This is a genomic window from Streptomyces sp. P9-A2 (assembly GCF_036634175.1).
GTDB lineage: Bacteria > Actinomycetota > Actinomycetes > Streptomycetales > Streptomycetaceae > Streptomyces > Streptomyces pratens.
Window position 1 is genome coordinate 2,092,925 of sequence record NZ_JAZIFX010000001.1, and the last position, 16,288, is coordinate 2,109,212.

General features: G+C 72.4%; 14 protein-coding genes. 8 read left to right on the forward strand and 6 right to left on the reverse strand.

Annotated elements, in window-relative coordinates:
• Nucleotides 1–232: 232 nt before the first annotated feature.
• On the reverse strand, nucleotides 233–1,867 hold the full coding sequence (locus tag V4Y04_RS09430; protein WP_332426966.1) for an MFS transporter: 1,635 nt from the start codon (nucleotides 1,865–1,867) through the stop codon (nucleotides 233–235).
• A gap of 191 nt (nucleotides 1,868–2,058) precedes the next feature.
• Between V4Y04_RS09430 and panB the strand changes: the two genes are divergently transcribed.
• The 3 genes from panB (at nucleotide 2,059) to V4Y04_RS09445 (ending at nucleotide 5,211) form a co-directional block, all read left to right on the forward strand.
• Nucleotides 2,059–2,934, forward strand: a complete 876-nt coding sequence (panB, locus tag V4Y04_RS09435) for a 3-methyl-2-oxobutanoate hydroxymethyltransferase (RefSeq protein WP_332426967.1) — start codon at nucleotides 2,059–2,061, stop codon at nucleotides 2,932–2,934.
• 325 nt (nucleotides 2,935–3,259) lie between these two features.
• Nucleotides 3,260–4,285: an ATP-binding cassette domain-containing protein gene (locus V4Y04_RS09440; protein WP_332426969.1), complete on the forward strand. Its 1,026-nt coding sequence runs from the start codon at nucleotides 3,260–3,262 to the stop codon at nucleotides 4,283–4,285.
• Nucleotides 4,282–5,211: an ABC transporter permease gene (locus V4Y04_RS09445; protein WP_332426971.1), complete on the forward strand. Its 930-nt coding sequence runs from the start codon at nucleotides 4,282–4,284 to the stop codon at nucleotides 5,209–5,211. The genes V4Y04_RS09440 and V4Y04_RS09445 overlap by 4 nt, the downstream gene beginning before the upstream one ends.
• Nucleotides 5,212–5,273: 62 nt before the next feature.
• Here V4Y04_RS09445 and V4Y04_RS09450 read toward each other — a convergent pair whose 3' ends face one another.
• Nucleotides 5,274–8,678, reverse strand: a complete 3,405-nt coding sequence (locus V4Y04_RS09450; RefSeq protein WP_332426972.1) for an AfsR/SARP family transcriptional regulator — start codon at nucleotides 8,676–8,678, stop codon at nucleotides 5,274–5,276.
• Nucleotides 8,679–8,929: 251 nt separating this feature from the next.
• Between V4Y04_RS09450 and V4Y04_RS09455 the strand changes: the two genes are divergently transcribed.
• Nucleotides 8,930–9,730 (forward strand): site-2 protease family protein, encoded by an 801-nt coding sequence (locus tag V4Y04_RS09455; protein WP_332426973.1) that lies wholly within the window; start codon nucleotides 8,930–8,932, stop codon nucleotides 9,728–9,730.
• A gap of 85 nt (nucleotides 9,731–9,815) precedes the next feature.
• On the opposite strand, the gene V4Y04_RS09460 is transcribed toward V4Y04_RS09455, so the two are convergent.
• Nucleotides 9,816–10,046 (reverse strand): hypothetical protein, encoded by a 231-nt coding sequence (locus tag V4Y04_RS09460; RefSeq protein WP_332426975.1) that lies wholly within the window; start codon nucleotides 10,044–10,046, stop codon nucleotides 9,816–9,818.
• 56 nt (nucleotides 10,047–10,102) lie between these two features.
• On the reverse strand, nucleotides 10,103–10,837 hold the full coding sequence (gene npdG / locus V4Y04_RS09465; RefSeq protein ID WP_332426977.1) for an NADPH-dependent F420 reductase: 735 nt from the start codon (nucleotides 10,835–10,837) through the stop codon (nucleotides 10,103–10,105).
• 147 nt (nucleotides 10,838–10,984) lie between these two features.
• On the opposite strand from npdG, the gene V4Y04_RS09470 reads away from it, so the two are divergent.
• Nucleotides 10,985–11,587: a hypothetical protein gene (locus tag V4Y04_RS09470; protein WP_332426978.1), complete on the forward strand. Its 603-nt coding sequence runs from the start codon at nucleotides 10,985–10,987 to the stop codon at nucleotides 11,585–11,587.
• A 46-nt stretch (nucleotides 11,588–11,633) separates the two neighbouring features.
• Here V4Y04_RS09470 and V4Y04_RS09475 read toward each other — a convergent pair whose 3' ends face one another.
• Nucleotides 11,634–11,891 carry a hypothetical protein gene (locus tag V4Y04_RS09475; RefSeq protein ID WP_332426979.1) on the reverse strand — a complete coding sequence of 86 codons (258 nt, stop codon included), beginning with the start codon at nucleotides 11,889–11,891 and terminating at the stop codon, nucleotides 11,634–11,636.
• Nucleotides 11,892–11,951: 60 nt separating this feature from the next.
• Here V4Y04_RS09475 and map point away from each other — a divergent pair, with 60 nt between their 5' ends.
• From map to V4Y04_RS09490, 3 genes are all read left to right on the forward strand, one after another.
• Nucleotides 11,952–12,809 (forward strand): type I methionyl aminopeptidase, encoded by an 858-nt coding sequence (gene map, locus V4Y04_RS09480; RefSeq protein ID WP_332426980.1) that lies wholly within the window; start codon nucleotides 11,952–11,954, stop codon nucleotides 12,807–12,809.
• 158 nt (nucleotides 12,810–12,967) lie between these two features.
• The gene (locus V4Y04_RS09485) at nucleotides 12,968–13,615 is read left to right on the forward strand and encodes a biliverdin-producing heme oxygenase (protein ID WP_332426981.1); all 648 of its coding nucleotides are present in this window, start codon (nucleotides 12,968–12,970) and stop codon (nucleotides 13,613–13,615) included.
• Between the two features lie 396 nt (nucleotides 13,616–14,011).
• Nucleotides 14,012–15,070 (forward strand): PP2C family protein-serine/threonine phosphatase, encoded by a 1,059-nt coding sequence (locus V4Y04_RS09490; protein WP_332426982.1) that lies wholly within the window; start codon nucleotides 14,012–14,014, stop codon nucleotides 15,068–15,070.
• A 115-nt stretch (nucleotides 15,071–15,185) separates the two neighbouring features.
• On the opposite strand, the gene V4Y04_RS09495 is transcribed toward V4Y04_RS09490, so the two are convergent.
• On the reverse strand, nucleotides 15,186–16,277 hold the full coding sequence (locus V4Y04_RS09495; protein WP_332426983.1) for an NAD(P)-dependent alcohol dehydrogenase: 1,092 nt from the start codon (nucleotides 16,275–16,277) through the stop codon (nucleotides 15,186–15,188).
• Nucleotides 16,278–16,288 lie beyond the last annotated feature (11 nt).

A 16,288-nucleotide genomic window follows, 5' to 3' on the forward strand; every position in this document is an offset into this window, starting at 1 on the left:
CGGGGCCGGCGGTGCCGGGGCCGGCGGTGCCGGGGCCGGCGGTGCCGGGATCGGCGGTGCCGGGATCGGCGGTACCAGGGCCGGTAGCACCAAGGCCGGCGGTGCCGGGATCGGTGGTGCCGGGGTCGGCGAGGCTCACGTCGCTGTGTCCTTTCCGTGGGCTGGGACGATTCTCCCCGGTGCGTCTCCCCTGCCCGATCCCCGCGTCGTCTCCCGTGTCCCGGTCCGCTCCTCAGTCCCGCCTCTTCGCCGCGCCCTTCGCCCCCGTCGTGTCCTTCGCCCCCGTCGGCACCAACTCCTCGTCCTTCCCGTCCCCTCCGGGCTCCGGGCTCCGGCCGGGCAGGAACAGGGCGACGACGATCGCGCCGAGCACCGCGACGCCCGCGCCGCACAGCGCCGTGATGTGCATGGCGTGCAGGAAGGCGTCGTTGGCCGGACCGACCAGGGCGTCACCGCGTGGCCCGAGCCGGGCCGCGGCGCCCAGGGTGGCCTCGATGGACTCGCCGGCGGCGTGCCGTACGCCCGGCGGCAGCAGGACGAGCTTGTCCTCGATGTGCGTGCGGTACGCGGTGGACAGCACCGAGCCGAGGATGGCGACGCCGAAGGCGCCGCCGACCTGGCGGAAGGTGTTGCTGAGCGCGGAGGCCGAACCCGCCTTCTCCCGCGGCAGCGCCTGCATGATCACGACGCTGACCGGCGTCATGACGTTCGCCATCGCGGTGCCCATCAGGAAGAAGATCACCTCGAGGATCCAGATCGGCGTGTCCGCGTCCAGGGCGGCGAACGCGGCCAGCGTCGCCGCGAGCAGCAGCATGCCGCCGGTGGTGGTCGCCCTGTTGCCGAAACGGTCCACCAGCAGCCGGGCCCGCGGCGCGAAGATCATTTGCGCCGCGGCCAGCGGCAGCAGCAGCAGACCGGTTTCCAGCGGCGAGTACCCGCGCACGCTCTGGGTGTAGAAGACGGCGAAGAACATCACGCCCAGCAGTGCGAAGAAGACCAGCGCGATCGCGGTGATCGAGGCCGAGAAGACCTTGTTCCCGAAGTACGCCATGTCGATGGACGGATGGGTGCTGCGCTTCTCGAGCACCACGAACGCGACGAGGACGGCGAGCCCGGCGCCGATGGCCGACAGCGCCGTGGGGTCGGTGAAGTCGGCGAGCTGGCCGCCCTTGATGATGCCGTAGACCAGCAGCACCAGGCCGGTCACGGACAGGACGACGCCGACGGGGTCGATCCGGCCGGGGTCCGGGTCGCGGGAGTCCGGCACCAGCCACAGCATCAGGGCGAGGGCGATCAGCACGATCGGCACGTTGACGAGGAAGACCGAGCCCCACCAGAAGTGGTCCAGGAGCACTCCGCCGGTGACCGGGCCGATGGCGATGGCGAGGCCCACACCGCCCGCCCAGATGCCGATGGCCTTCGGCTGCTCGTCCCGTTCGAAGATGTTCATCAGCACGGCCAGAGTCGCCGGCATGACGAAGGCGGCACCCAGACCCATCACCGCGCGGAAGCCGATCAGCTCCGCCGGGGAGCCGGAGAACGCGGCGAGCGCCGAGCCCATGCCGAACACCGCGAGGCCCCCGAGCAGCACTTTCTTACGGCCGAGCCGGTCGCCCAGCAGACCCGCCGTGAACAACAGGCCCGCGAAGACGAGCGTGTAGGCGTTGATCGCCCACTCCAGCTCGCTCTGGGTGGCGCCCAGGCCGGTGGGGGCGGGCGTGGAGATCGTCTTGATGGCGACGTTCAGGATCGAGTTGTCCAGGACGACGATCAGCAGGCTCAGGATCAGCACACCGAGGATCACCCAGCGGCGCCGGTGCACGTGTTCCGGTATGCGGCGACCGGGGGCGGCGGCGGGGGAAGTCATACGGCCACCGTAGAACCGTTTCGAAACGGCACGGTCTCGTATCGGAATTCCTTTGCCGAGACCTTGCCGCGGCATTGCGCACCTTTCGGTGGAGACCGTCCCCTGGCACCGACTCCCGCGAGGTGCCACCATGGAAGGGATCCGGGGACGCCGTCAGGGTGCCTCGAGATGACGTGTTAGGAGCCGTTGCCATGACGCAGCTTTCGGCTGCCCAGACGGGCAAGTCCGTCCCCTCCGACGGCAGTAAGGCGCTGTACGGGGGCAAGAGCACACGCCGTGTCACCGTCCGCGACATCACCCTCGCCAAGGAACGCGGCGAGAAGTGGCCCATGCTCACCGCCTACGACGCCATGACCGCGTCCGTCTTCGACGAGGCCGGCATCCCGGTCATGCTCGTCGGCGACTCCGCGGGCAACTGCCACCTCGGGTACGAGACGACCGTTCCCGTCACCCTCGACGAGATGACCATGCTGTCCGCGGCCGTGGTCCGCGGCACCGGCCGCGCCCTGATCGTCGCCGACCTGCCCTTCGGCTCGTACCAGGAGGGACCGGTGCAGGCGCTGCGCTCGGCGACCCGGCTGGTCAAGGAGGCCGGGGTGGGCGCCGTCAAGCTGGAGGGCGGGGAGCGCTCGCACCGGCAGATCGAGCTGCTGGTCGAGTCCGGCATCCCGGTGATGGCGCACATCGGACTCACCCCGCAGTCCGTGAACGCCATGGGCTACCGCGTCCAGGGGCGCGGCGAGGAGGCCGCGCAGCAGCTGCTGCGGGACGCGAAGGCCGTGCAGGACGCGGGCGCCTTCGCCGTCGTCCTGGAGCTGGTGCCGGCCGAGCTGGCCGCCGAGGTGACCCGGACGCTGCACATCCCCACCGTCGGGATCGGCGCGGGACCGGAGACGGACGCGCAGGTGCTGGTGTGGACCGACATGCTCGGGCTGACCGGCGGCCGGGTACCGAAGTTCGTGAAGCAGTACGCGAACCTGCGTGAGGTCATGGGCGGCGCGGCGAAGGCGTTCGCCGAGGACGTCGTGGGCGGAACGTTCCCGCAGGAGGAACACTCCGTCCACTGAGCGATCGCAGTCGCCGGAGCAGCGCGGTGGCGCTGCCGCTGAACCAACGCCGCACACTGACGGGCCCGCCGGTCTTCCCCCAACCGGCGGGCCCGTCCCTCTCTTTGCGCCTGAACCGGCGCCGCTCTCGCGGAGGGGGTGGCTCGCCGTCGGGGTTGCTCAATTGATGGTTGCGGTGGTCGTCGTGGGGAGGTGGGGGCGCGTGGGATCGGCTGCCCGCCCACACCGGCGCAGTGCCCCTGCGACGAACCCCCGACAGCTTCCCGACAGTTCTCTGTCGGGAAGCTGTCGGGGGTTTGTCGGTGGGGGGTGCGAGGGTCGGGGCATGAAGCGAAACGACAACGACTCCGGTGGCGCGGACAGCGCTGTCACCGTACGGGGGCTGGTCAAGCACTACGGCGAGACCAGGGCACTGGACGGTGTCGATCTGGAAGTGCGCGAAGGCACCGTGATGGGGGTTCTCGGGCCGAACGGCGCCGGCAAGACCACCCTCGTCCGCATTCTCTCCACCCTGCTCGCCCCGACCGCGGGCGAGGCCACCGTCGCCGGGTACGACGTACTCCGCCAGCCCCGGCAGCTGCGCAGGGTGATCGGGCTGACCGGGCAGTACGCCTCCGTCGACGAGAAGCTCGCCGGCTGGGAGAACCTGTACCTGATCGGCAGGCTGCTCGACCTGTCCCGTAAGGAGGCCCGGGGCCGCGCCGACGAGCTGCTGGAGCGGTTCTCTCTCACCGAGGCGGCCCGGCGTCCGGCGGCCACGTACTCCGGCGGTATGCGGCGCCGGCTGGACCTGGCAGCGTCGATGATCGGCCGGCCCGCGGTGCTGTTCCTGGACGAGCCGACCACGGGACTGGACCCGCGCACCCGCAACGAGGTGTGGGTCGAGGTCAGGCGGCTGGTCGGGGACGGGGTGACCGTGCTGCTGACCACCCAGTACATGGAGGAGGCCGAGCAGCTCGCCTCCGAGCTGACCGTCGTGGACCGGGGCAAGGTCATCGCGAACGGCGGCATCGAGGAGCTGAAGGCCAAGGTCGGCGGCCGCACCCTGCGGATCCGCCCGGCCGATCCGCTCCAGCTGCGCCCGCTCGCCTCCGCGCTCGACGAGCTGGGCATCACCGGGCTCGCCGCCACCACCGTGGACACCGAGCGGGGTGCCGTCCTGGTGCCGATCCTCAGCGACGAGCAGCTGACCGCGGTGGTCGGCGCCGTCACCGCGCGGGGCCTGACCCTCGCCTCCATCAGTACCGAACTTCCCAGCCTGGACGAGGTGTTCCTGTCGCTCACCGGCCACCGCGCCGGCGCCCCGCAGGACACCGCGCCCGCCGAGACCCATGAGGAGGCCGCCGCATGAGCTCCGCGACTTCCGCGACTTCCGCGAAGACCACGACGACCGCGAAGACCGCCACGACTGCCACGACCGGCCCCGCTGCGGCCGGGGCGGGCAGGGCCGGCGGAGCGGGCGGGCCGTCCGGGGCCTCCCGCGCGAACTCCGCGGACGGGCGCATTCCGCTGCGTTCCCATCTGCGTCACACCAGCGCCCTGGTCCGCCGCAATCTGCTGTGGATCCGGCAGGACCCGGAGTCGATGTTCGACGCCGTGCTGTTCCCGATCGTGTTCACCCTGCTGTTCGTGTATGTCTTCGGCGGCTCGATCGGGCAGTCGCTGGGCGGCGGGCAGGAGGCGTACGTGCAGTACATCGTGCCCGGCCTGATGGCCATGATGGGCATGAACATGGCTATGGGGGTGGGTACCGGCTTCAACCAGGACTTCAACACGGGCGTCATGGACCGTTTCCGGTCGCTGCCCATCGGCCGGGGCTCGGTGCTGTTCGCCAAGATCGCGGTCGAGGTGCTGCGCATGCTGATCGCCACCGCGATCCTCATGGTCGTCGGTGTCCTGGTCGGCTTCGACATCACCAACTGGCCGGGACTGTTCGCCGCCGTGGGACTGGCCGTGCTGTTCGGTTCGGCCCTCATGTGGATCTTCATCACGCTGGGCGTGGCGATGAAGAACGCGCAGTCGGTGCAGGCGATGGGCTTCCTGGTGCTGATGCCGCTGCAGTTCGGTTCGTCGATCTTCGCTCCGACCCAGTCGATGCCTGGCTGGCTGCAGACCTTCACCGATGTCAATCCGCTGTCCTCGCTGGCCGACGCCGCGCGCGGTCTGATGGTGGGCGGCCCGGTCGCGGACGATCTGTGGCTGACGGTGGCCTGGTCGGTGGGGATCACGGCGGTGATGGCGCCGGTCGCCATCCACAAGTTCCGCACGAAGAGCTGATCCCGCGTCCCCGCGGCCCCTCGTCCCCGCACCCCCGCGCTCCCGCGCTCCCGCGTGACGGGTCAGACCAGGGTGGCGGCCTCCTCCGGGGAGAGGTGGCCGCCCTCCGCGTACGCGGTCTCGTACGCCGTGTCGCCGAGGGCGTCCCGGGTCCGCCGCTCGGCCAGCTCGCGCACCTCGCGCTCCATGCGCCCGGCGACATGGCGGGGCGGCAGCGAGGCGTCGGCGGCGCCGAGGCAGCGGGCCGCGTCGCGGGCGCGCCGCCCGCCGTCCACCGTGGCCAGGGCCGTGGCGCCCAGGGTCAGATGCGCGGCACGCATGTGGGCGGCCATGGCCAGGGTCAGCGGATTGCCGGACTGCTCGAGCGCCGCGCGGATCGCGACCAGCGCCCGTTCGTCCTGGCCGTCGGCGACGTCGAGCCAGCCCTCGGCACCGAGGATGAACGCGTCGAAGACGACGTAGTGCGCGATACGGAACTCCTCGCGAAGCACGCGCAGTTGGTCCCGGGCCTCGGCGGTGCGCCCGGTCAGACCGAGCCAGCCGGACAGGAAGAGCCGAGCGGCGGGCAGGGCAGGCTCGTGCCTGCCGCCGCCCTGGTCGATGACCTCGCGCAGCAGCCGCTCGCCGCGCTCCTCCTCACCGGCCTCCAGCAGTACGCCGCCCAGCCGGGCGGTGAGCACGGCCGTCTGGGCGTGGGCGCCGAGGCGTTCGGCGTGCTCAATCGCCGCCTCGTAGTCGGCGGCGGCGAGCGCGCGCTCACCGCGGCGCTCGCGTGCCTCGGCGCGCGCGGCGAGGGCCTCGGCGGCGCCCCAGGCGTCGCCGAGACGCCGGTAGATCTCCAGGGCCTCTTCCGCGTCGCGCAGCGCGTCGCCCGCCCAGTCGCTGCGGTTGGCGAGGAAGTTGGCCCTCATATGCAGGTTGGAGGCCAGTTCCCAGTCGAATCCGGGTGTCTGCCGGCAGGTGCGGACAGCGTTGTCGACGACCGCGCGCAGGGTGTTCATCTCGCCGGTCAGCATCAGGGCGAACGCCCAGAACGTGCCGGGCGGTCGGCACGTCTGCGGCTGGCCGGGCTCGTAGGTCGCGGCGATGACCCGCAGTCTGTGCTGCGCCTGCGGGGTCGTCCAGTCCTCCAGCTCCGTGTCCATGCACGCCATGTGGGACAGGTGCACCCCTCGTCTGGCTTCGGCGAGCATCTCGCCGCTCATCGGCGGCGGGGCGTCGATGCAGCGCTGCCACAAGGAGGGGACGGGGCGTACCGGTTCGGTGAAGGGGTCCGGGCCCAGCGCCATCACCTCACGGCACCAGTTCCGGGCCTCGATCCGCTGGTCGCGCATCTGCCAGTACCAGCTCAGCGACAGTGTCAGGCAGAGCGCCTCCTGCTCGTCGCGGGCGGCGACGGCGTGGCGCAGCGCGGTGCGCAGGTTCTCGTACTCGCGCTCCAGCCGTTCGATGGCGGCCAGTTGGTCCGGTCCGCGCAACAACGGGTCGTTGATGCGGGCGATTTCGCGGTAGTAGGTGAGGTGGGCGCGTTCGGCGCCGGTCCGCTGTCCGGCCTCGTCGAGCCGTTCGGAGGCGTACTCGGCGACCGTCTCCAGCAACCGGTAGCGCATCTCGTCGCCGCCGGTGCGGTCACCCGAAGGGGCTGCCACCACAAGGGATTTGTCCACGAGTGAGCCGAGGGCGTCCAGGACTGCGGGCCCGCACACGGCCTCGGCGGCGGCGAGGTCGCAGCCGCCCGCGAAGACGGACAGCCGCCGCAGAACGTCCCGTTCACCGTCGTCGAGCAGGTCCCAGGACCAGTCGACGACGGCCCGCAGGGTCTGCTGGCGGGGCCGGACGGTGCGGCTGCCGGAGGTGAGCAGCCGGAAGCGGTCGTCGAGCCGGTCGGCGATCTGGCGCGGGGTCAGCATCCGTAGCCGGGCGGCGGCGAGTTCGATGGCGAGGGGCAGCCCGTCGAGCCGGTGGCAGATCTCCGCGCACGCCTTCGGGTCGTCCTCGACCCGGAAGCCGGGGCGGGCGGCGGCCCCGCGGTCGGCGAGCAGCCGCAGCGCGACCGGTTCCGGCAGCGGTTCCACCGGGCGCAGCACCTCCCCCGGAACGCCGAGGGGTTCACGGCTGGTGGCGAGCACGGTGAGGCCGGGGCAGCGTTCGAGGAGCGTCTCGACCAGCCGGGCGGCGGCGTCCACGACGTGCTCGCAGTTGTCCAGGACGAGCAGCATGCGCCGCCGGCCGCAGTGTTCGGCGAGGCGGTCCACGGGGTCGTCGCCGCGTTCGGTGGCGGCCCGTATGCCCTCGGCACCGGCGCCGTACAGCACGGTCTCGCGGGCACCGACGGCGGTGACCACCGCTTCGGGGACACCGGCGGGGTCGTCGACCGGGGCGAGTTCGGCGACCCGGACTCCGTCCCGGGCCACCCCTTCGTCGCCGCCCCCGTCGCCGCCCCCGTCGCCGTGGTGCGCGGCGGACGCCCGCAGGAGGGCTTCGGCGGCCTCCTGCGACAGCCGGGTCTTCCCGGCCCCGCCGGGGCCGATCAGGGTGACCAGGCGGGCCGAGGCGAGGTCGCCCCGGACGGCCTCGAGGTCGGCCTCCCGGCCGACGAAGGAGGTCAGCCTGGCCCGCAGACCGCCGGGCGGGGACGAGGACGAGGACGAGGGCAAAGGCGGGAGTGGGGACGGGGTGTCGGCGGGCTTCCCCGCTCCGGGCGCCCCCGCCTTCCCGGGCCGGGCCGGCGGCGCCGCTTCGGGTACCAGCAACTCCGCATGCAGGGCGCGCAGTTCGGCGCCGGGGTCGGAGCCGAGACGGTCGGCGAGCAGCCGGCGTACACCCTCGTAGGCGGCCAGTGCCTCGGCGGTGCGGCCGGCGTCCCGCAGGGCGCGCAACCGCAGTACCTGGAGGGGTTCGTCGAGCGGATGGCCGTCGCACAGGGCGGTCAGCTCGGGCAGCGACCGCTCGGCCTCGCCGAGGGCGAGGGCGGCGCCGTGCCGGGCGCGCAGGGCGTCCAGGTGCCGGGCGTCGGCCCGGGCCGCCTCGGCGGTGCGGTAGGGCAGATCGGCGAGAGCGGGGCCCCGCCACAGGGCGAGGGCGTCGTCCAGGACGAGGCCCGCCTTGGCCGGATTCCCGTCGGACAGCGCGCGCAGGCCCTCGCCGGCCAGCCGCTCGAACCGGTGCAGGTCGATGTCGTCGGCCGTGGCGGTGAGGCGGTAACCGCCGTCGTCGGAGGCCACCGCGTCCGCGCCGAGCGCCCGGCGCAGCCGCCCCACCAGCGCCTGCAGCGCCCCCGTCGCGTCGGCCGGCGGTTCGCCGTCCCACACCTCGTCGACGAGCAGACGTACCGGCACCGTACGGCCGGCCCGCAGCGCGAGCACGGTCAGCAGCGCACGCAGCCGTGCCCCGCCGACCGGGACGGCGGTGCCGTCGGGGCGGAGTACCTGGGTGGTACCGAGGATGCGATAGCGCACGGGGTCCATTGTCTCCGGTGGGCCGGGGGCGGTCACAGGGTGGGGGCGGGTGGGCGGGTCGGCGGCCCTCCCGCACGCCCCTCCCCCGCCGCCCCGTTCAGGTCCCCACCCTCTCCGGAACCGGTGGCCGACGCGAGACGTTTTCCGGGTGCGCCCGGTACGGTCGGGCAGTCCGCGCGCGGCGCCCCGCGCGTCCAACCATGTGCCCGCCGGCCTCGTCCCCGCCGGGCCGTGGCCCGACAGTCAGCCCAGGGAGCCCCATGACCACCGCCACCACCCGCCACGGCGACCGGAGGATCAGCCCGGTGTTCCTGGGCATCCTGGCCGTCACGGCGGTCACGGGATGGGCCACCTGGACCGGGTTCGCGAACCAGCCGGGCGTCGCCGTGTTCCTGTTCGTGACGGCCGCCTGGATCGTCTCGCTGTGCCTGCACGAGTACGCGCACGCCCGCACCGCGCTGCACAGCGGCGACATCTCGATCGGCGCGAAGGGCTACCTCACGCTGAATCCCGCGAAGTACACCCACGCCCTGCTCAGCATCGTGCTCCCCGTGCTGTTCGTGATCATGGGTGGGATCGGTCTGCCGGGCGGGGCGGTGTTCATCGAGCGGCACCGGATCCGGGGGCGCTGGCGGCACAGTCTGATCTCGGCGGCGGGCCCGCTGACGAACGTCCTGTTCGCGCTCGTGTGCACGGCGCCTTTCTGGCTGGGCGCGCTGGACGGCGTGCCGGCCGACTTCCGGTTCGCGCTGGCGTTCCTGGCGCTGCTCCAGGTGACGGCCGCGATCCTGAACTCCCTGCCGGTGCCGGGCCTGGACGGCTACGGCGTGCTCGAGCCCTGGCTGTCGCGGAGCCTGCGGCGCCAGGTGGAACCGTTCGCACCCTTCGGCCTGCTGTTCGTGTTCGCGCTGCTGTGGGTGCCGGCGGTGAACGGCGTGTTCTTCGACGTGATCGACTCGATCCTGTCGGCCCTGGGCATCCACGAGTTGGAGACGTACTGCGGCCTGGATCTGTTCCGCTTCTGGCAGGACGAGAGCGAGTTCTGCTCGGTCACCGCGTAAGGAGACCGGCCGGCGGGCGACGGGGGACCGACGGGCGGCCGCGGCGCGTGACCCGTCGGCGCGTGACCCGTCGGCGTGTGACGGGTCAGCCCGTGACGGGCCGGTCGCCCTGCGCCGTCTCCGCGCCCTGCGCCGCCTCGGCGGCGGCCTGCCGCTCCATCTTCCCCCGCCGCACGTAGTACCAGGTCATGTTGGACGACAGTCCCGCGAGCAGGATCCAGACGACGCCCAGCCAGCTGCCCTGGACGAAGGACACGACGGCCGCGGCGACGGCGAGAAAGCAGACGGTGAGGGCGTAGAGAGCGAGTCGGGGCATGGCGGCTGGGCTCCTGTCGGGGGACACTGCTTCGCCCACCAGTGTCCCCCATGAGGTCATACGTCCGTCACACGGAGCCCGGCGTGTGCCTTGTAGCGGCGGTTGACGGAGATCAGGTTGGCGACCAGGGACTCCACCTGGTGGGCGCCTCGCAGCCGCCCGGCGAAGATGCCGCGCATGCCGGGGATGCGTCCGGCGAGGGCCTGCACGATCTCCACGTCGGCGCGGACCTCACCGAGCACCATCACGTCGGTGTCGATCTCGTCGATCTCCGGGTCCTGGAGCAGGACCGCGGACAGGTGGTGGAAGGCGGCGGTGACCCGGGAGGCCGGGAGGAGGGCGGCGGCCTGCTGGGCGGCGCTGCCCTCCTCGGGCTTCAGCGCGTAGGCGCCCTGCTTGTCGAAGCCGAGCGGGTTGACGCAGTCGACGACGAGCTTGCCGGTCAGTTCCTCGCGCAGGCTCTCGAGCGTCTTGCCGTGGCCGTCCCAGGGCACGGCGACGATCACGATGTCGCTGCGGCGGGCGGTCTCGGCGTTGTCGGCGCCCTCGACGCCGTGGCCGAGTTCCTCGGCGGCGGCCCGCGCGCGTTCGGCGGCGCGCGAACCGATGATCACCTTCTGGCCGGCCTTGGCGAGCCGGAAGGCAAGGCCCTTGCCCTGCGGCCCGGTTCCGCCGAGCACGCCGACGACGAGCCCGGAGACGTCGGGCAGGTCCCAGGGGTCCTTGGCGGGAGCCTTCGCGGGGGCTTTTTCGGGCTGCTGTGCGCTGTCGCTGGGGGTACTGGAGGTCATGGCCCGACTCTACGGGCGCGGCGGAATCGTTTCCGGCTCACGCGGCCCCACGTGAGCGCTGTCACTGCGCCGCCCCACGCCCCCCGGTCGGATGAATCAGGGGCGAATTCCACGTCACCGGGGCCCGGTTGGGGCAGGGTGCGCCTCATGGACGCCGTACGGGTCGCGCTGCTGAGGGACGTGCTCGCCGGGACCGAGTGGCTGGGGGCCACCCGGCGGTTCGCGGGGGCCCTGCGGGGGTCGGTGGTGTCGCACGGGGGCGGGCTGCTGCTCGTGGGGACGCGGGAGTACGAACCGTGGCACCTGGCGGCGCACCTGGTGGACGAGGCGGCCTGGTCGGGCACGCCGGAGCTGGTCCCGACGCTCGTACGGCACGACGCGCGCCCTTCGGACCCCGCGCATCTGGCGGTGGGGCTCGGCCGGCTGGAGGCGGCGCGGCGGGGCGAGACGCTGCTGGTGGTGGCGCCCGGTGAGCCCACGGCCCCGCTGCTGGAGCGGGTGTCCGACGCCCGCCGGGCCGGCGCGACCCTGCTGGCCCTAGGCCCCGGCGACGGCGAGCTGCCGGCGCTGGCCCACGAGACGCTGGCCGTCCCGCCGGGCGCCGAACTGGACCTGGACACCGTGCAGCACCTGGTCGGCGCGGCGGCCGGCGAGAACGCCCTGCCGTCACCGCGGGGCCACCGCCGTTTCCGGGACCGCGTGTCCCGCCTGGCCGACCTCCTGACGGCCCCGCCCCCGGCCCGCTGGTAGCCGGAGCGGGCCCGCCCGGCACCTGGGCTCAGCCCGCGGCCTCGGCTCAGCCCGCGCCGCCCCGGCCGCTGCCGCTGTCGCCTTCACCTTCGCCGGTGGGGGCGTCGTGCCACTTGGGGTCGTTCTCCCACTGGAGGTTGCGCTCACGGGCCGTCGCCATGGCGTGCTCGGCCTCGGTGCGGCTCGTGTAGGGACCGAAGCGGTCCTTGTTGGGACAGTCCGGGCCCTCCTCGACCTTCTGGTGTTCCAGGCAGTAGTACCACTCGCCCGGCTTTCCGACCGTCCGCTTCTTGAACAGGGGCATGACCGGCTCCTCTCGCCACGGAAGACGGTGCCCCGTGGGCTCTGAATTAGACTCGCCGCCATGTCTGGCCAGTCGCTGCTCATCCCAGGGGAGCTCTCTCCCACCCGTTCCGTACCCGGAAACATCCGCCGCCCCGAGTATGTCGGGAAGCCCGCTCCCACGCCGTACACCGGGCCGGAGGTGCAGACCCCCGAGACCGTGGAGGCCATGCGGACCGCCGGGCGGATCGCGGCGCGCGCGATGGCGGAAGCCGCCGCGCTCATCGCGCCCGGCGTGACCACCGACGAGCTGGACCGGGTGGCGCACGAGTACATGTGCGACCACGGCGCGTACCCGTCGACGCTCGGTTACCGCGGTTTCCCCAAGTCGCTGTGCACCTCGGTCAACGAGGTGATCTGTCACGGCATCCCGGACTCGACGGTGTTGCGCGACGGCGACATCGTCAACCTGGACGTGACGGCGTACATCGGCGGGGTGCACGGCGACAACAACGCCACGTACCTGGTGGGCGATGTGGACGAGGAGAGCCGGCTGCTGGTGGAGCGGACCCGGGAGTCGCTGAACCGGGCGATCAAGGCCGTCAGGCCGGGCCGGCAGATCAACATCATCGGCCGGGTCATCGAGTCGTACGCCAAGCGCTTCGGTTACGGCGTGGTCCGGGACTTCACCGGTCACGGCATCAACACCTCGTTCCACTCCGGGCTGATCGTCCCGCACTACGACAGCCCGCACGCGACGACGGTCATCCAGCCGGGCATGACGTTCACGATCGAGCCGATGCTGACCCTGGGCACGCACGAGTACGACATGTGGGACGACGGCTGGACGGTCGTGACGAAGGACCGCAGGCGGACGGCCCAGTTCGAGCACACCCTGGTGGTGACGGACACCGGCGCGGACATCCTGACCCTGCCGTAACCGGAACCGGAACCGGACCGGGGCCCAGGCTCCCGACCTCGAAGCCCGCTCTCTTCGGAGGGCGGGCTTCCGTCGTCCCGCAACGGGGTAAAGAGTTACCGACGGACTGTCGGCAAGCTCTTGACTTAGGTAAGCCTAACCATAGAAGATCTGGACTCATGGACTCCTTCTCGACCCTCATCCGCACCGCCTCCCACGAGCAGCACGTGGAGGCGGAGACCTCGACGTTCATGAGTGACCTGCTCGGCGGACGCCTGGGCATGGAGGCGTACGCGCGCTACACCGAGCAGCTGTGGTTCGTGTACCAGGCACTGGAGTCCGGTACGGAGCAGCTGGCGTCGGACCCGGTGGCCGGCCCCTTCATCCGCCCGGAGCTGCTGCGCCTGCCCTCTCTGGAGCAGGACCTGGCCCGTCTGCGGGGCCCCGAATGGCGCGCGACGCTGACGGCACTGCCCGCCACACAGGCGTACGCGGAGCGGGTCGCGCACTGCGCGAGCGCATGGCCGGCGGGCTACATCGCCCACCACTACACCCGCTACCTCGGCGACCTCTCCGGCGGCCAGATCATCCGCGACAGGGCGGAGCGCACCTGGGGCTTTCCGAAGAAGGGCGACGGCGTCCGCTTCTACGTCTTCGAGGGGATATCCAACCCGGCCGCCTTCAAGCGCGAGTACCGCGAACTGCTCGACGGCATCCGGGCGGACGACCTGGAGAAGCAGCGCGTCATCACCGAGTGCAAGCGCGCCTTCGCCCTGAACACCGACGTCTTCCGCGCCCTGGGCGAGGAGTTCCCCCTGTCGGCGTGACATTCCCTCCGGGGTCGGTACCGCGATCACAGTGAGGGATTCGCCGTGATCGCGGTACCGGGCGGCCCTCCGAGCGGGAAGGTGCCCGCTGACGCCCTCCGGCCGCTCCTCCCGCCCCGCCGTGACCGACGAGGAAGACGGCGGAAAGCAGCCGCCGGCGACTGCCCGCCATTCATTCCACCGACGAGAACCCGGCACATCGCACGCGGTGCTCCGGTCGCCGTGGTCGGGGATGCGGCAGAGACTGAACCCGGATTCTGTTCAGGAACACCCCCGGAGCGCAGGAGAATGGGCCCCACTCGGGCGTTACCGCCCCGCGAAAGGCAGCGGCTTCGATGGCTGCCCGCCGTGCTGATCCTCGGCGTGTTCGTCCTCGACCTCCTCAGCCCGCGAGGTATGAGGGTGTTTCCCCTGCTGGCGGCCGCCCCCGTGCTGGTCGCGCCCTGGTTCTCCCTGGCCGGGACGATCGCCACCGGCGGGGCGGCGTTCCTTGCCGCGCTGCTCCTGCCGCTGGTGAGAGGCAGGATGCCGTTCGGCGTCGACGATGTCGTCCCGTTCTCCACCTTCGTCACCCTGACCCTCCTGGCCGTGGTCGTCAACCGGCTGCTGGCCCGCGAGCGGCGGCAGCTGAAGAACGCCCGCGAGGTCGCCGAGGCCGTCCAGCGCGCGGTGCTTCCCTCCCCGCCCGGGCGGATCGGGCCGCTGGCCGTGGCCGTCCGGTACGAGGCCGCCGCACGGGAAGCCGCCATCGGGGGCGACCTGTACGCGATCCACCCGACTCCCCATGGCGTCCGGCTGATGATCGCCGATGTCCGGGGCAAAGGCCTGGGCGCGGTCCACACCGTCAACGCGCTGCTGGGCACCTTCCACGAGGCCGCCCTTCGCGCTCCGGACCTGCCCGGCGTGGTCTGCTGGCTGGAGGATCGGGTGCGGGAGGCCAACGCCGCCGAGGGCGGGACAGGACCCGAGACGTTCGCCACCGCCGTCATCGCCGAGTTGTCCACCGACGGCTCCACCCTGCGCATGGCCAATCGGGGACACCCGGCGCCGTTGCTGGTCCACCGCGGCCGGACCCGCCCGCTGGAGCCGGCCACGCCTTCACTGCCGCTGGGTCTGGCCGACCTCGGCATCCCGAACGTCCTCCCGGACATCCCTGTCGACCAGTACGCCCTGCCCGAGGGGGCGGTCCTGGTGCTGTTCACCGATGGCGTCGTCGAGGCCCGCGACCGCCGCGGGGTCTTCTACGACCCCGTCCCGCGGCTGTCCCGACCCCTCCCACCGGACCCGGACCACGTGCTGGACGCCCTGCTCGCCGACCTGTACCGGTACACCGCGGGGCACCTCGACGACGACGTCGCGCTCCTCGCCATCGGCCTGCCCCGCGACGCGCACGACGGCCTCGACAGGGCCCCGGCCGTCCCCCGGGGGAAAGCGGACGACAGCCGGCGCGTCTGAGGAAACCCACGACTCTGCGTCGAACCCCGCCAGGGCCTGGCCGCACCCGACGGGGGCTGGGGTGCCGCCCCCTACCAGCGTCGCGTGTGGGCGCCACCTGTCCGAACATTTCGGGTCAGTCGGATGATTCCGGGCGCGGCGTGGTGATGATGACGGTGCGCAGTTCCTCCACGGCGCGGGCGCGGGCCCCGGCGAGTTCGGGTTCGGTGACCTGGGCCGCCGCGACCGGCACGCTGCGGGGCAGCTCCGCGAAGTGCTCGCGGATGGTCTCGGCGATGCCCGGCTCGGCGCCCCAGAGGCCCCCGAGGACGATCAGTCGGGGGTCCGCCAGGGCGACCGCCGCCGCCAGCACTCCGCCCACCGCGCGGGCCAGCGCGCCGCGGGTCCGCCGCGCCGTCGCGGAGTCGCCGAGGGCGAAGGCGACGCCGCCGCCGGTGATCCGCCGGATCTCGTCGACGGCGTCCTTCTCGCGTCCGTTGACCACGTGCGTGGCCCCGAGTTCGGTGGCGAGCTCCAGCCGGGAGGGCAGCACGTCGACCGCGATGACCGTGGTCGCGCCGGCCACCCGGGCGGCCATCACCGTACTGAGGCCGACCGCGCCCGTGCCCATCACCGCGAAGGTCGCGCCGGCGCCCACTTTCAGCGCCCGCAGGACCGTGCCGGCGCCGGTCTGGATGCCGCAGCCGAGCGGGCCGAGCAGTTCCAGCGGCGCGCCGGCGCGGACCTTGACGGTGTTGCGTTCGTTGGTGACCTCGTAGGTGGCGAAGGACGACTGCCCGAAGAACCGGTCGTGGAGTGTGCCGTCCCCTTCGGCGGACCGGAGCGCATGGGAGCCGTTGGGGCGCCGGCCGGCGAAGTTGATGGCGTTGAAGTTCGCGCAGCTCGCGGGGGACCCGTCGAAACAGGGGTGGCACCGGCCGCAGGGCAGGAAGCTGATGGCGACGTGGTCGCCGGGCGCCACCTTCTCCACGGTCGTGCCCACCGCTTCGACGACGCCGGCGCCCTCGTGGCCGAGGACGACGGGAAGCGGCACCGGATACACCTGGTCGCGGACCACCAGGTCGGTGTGGCACAGGCCGGTGGCCACGATCCGCACCAGCACCTCGTCGTCGCGCGGAGCGTCCAGTACGGCGGACTCCGACTCGAAGGAACCCTTCTTCCGCACCACGGCGGCGGTGATCTCCCGGGCAGTCGCTGTATCGGTCATGGCAGCCGCCC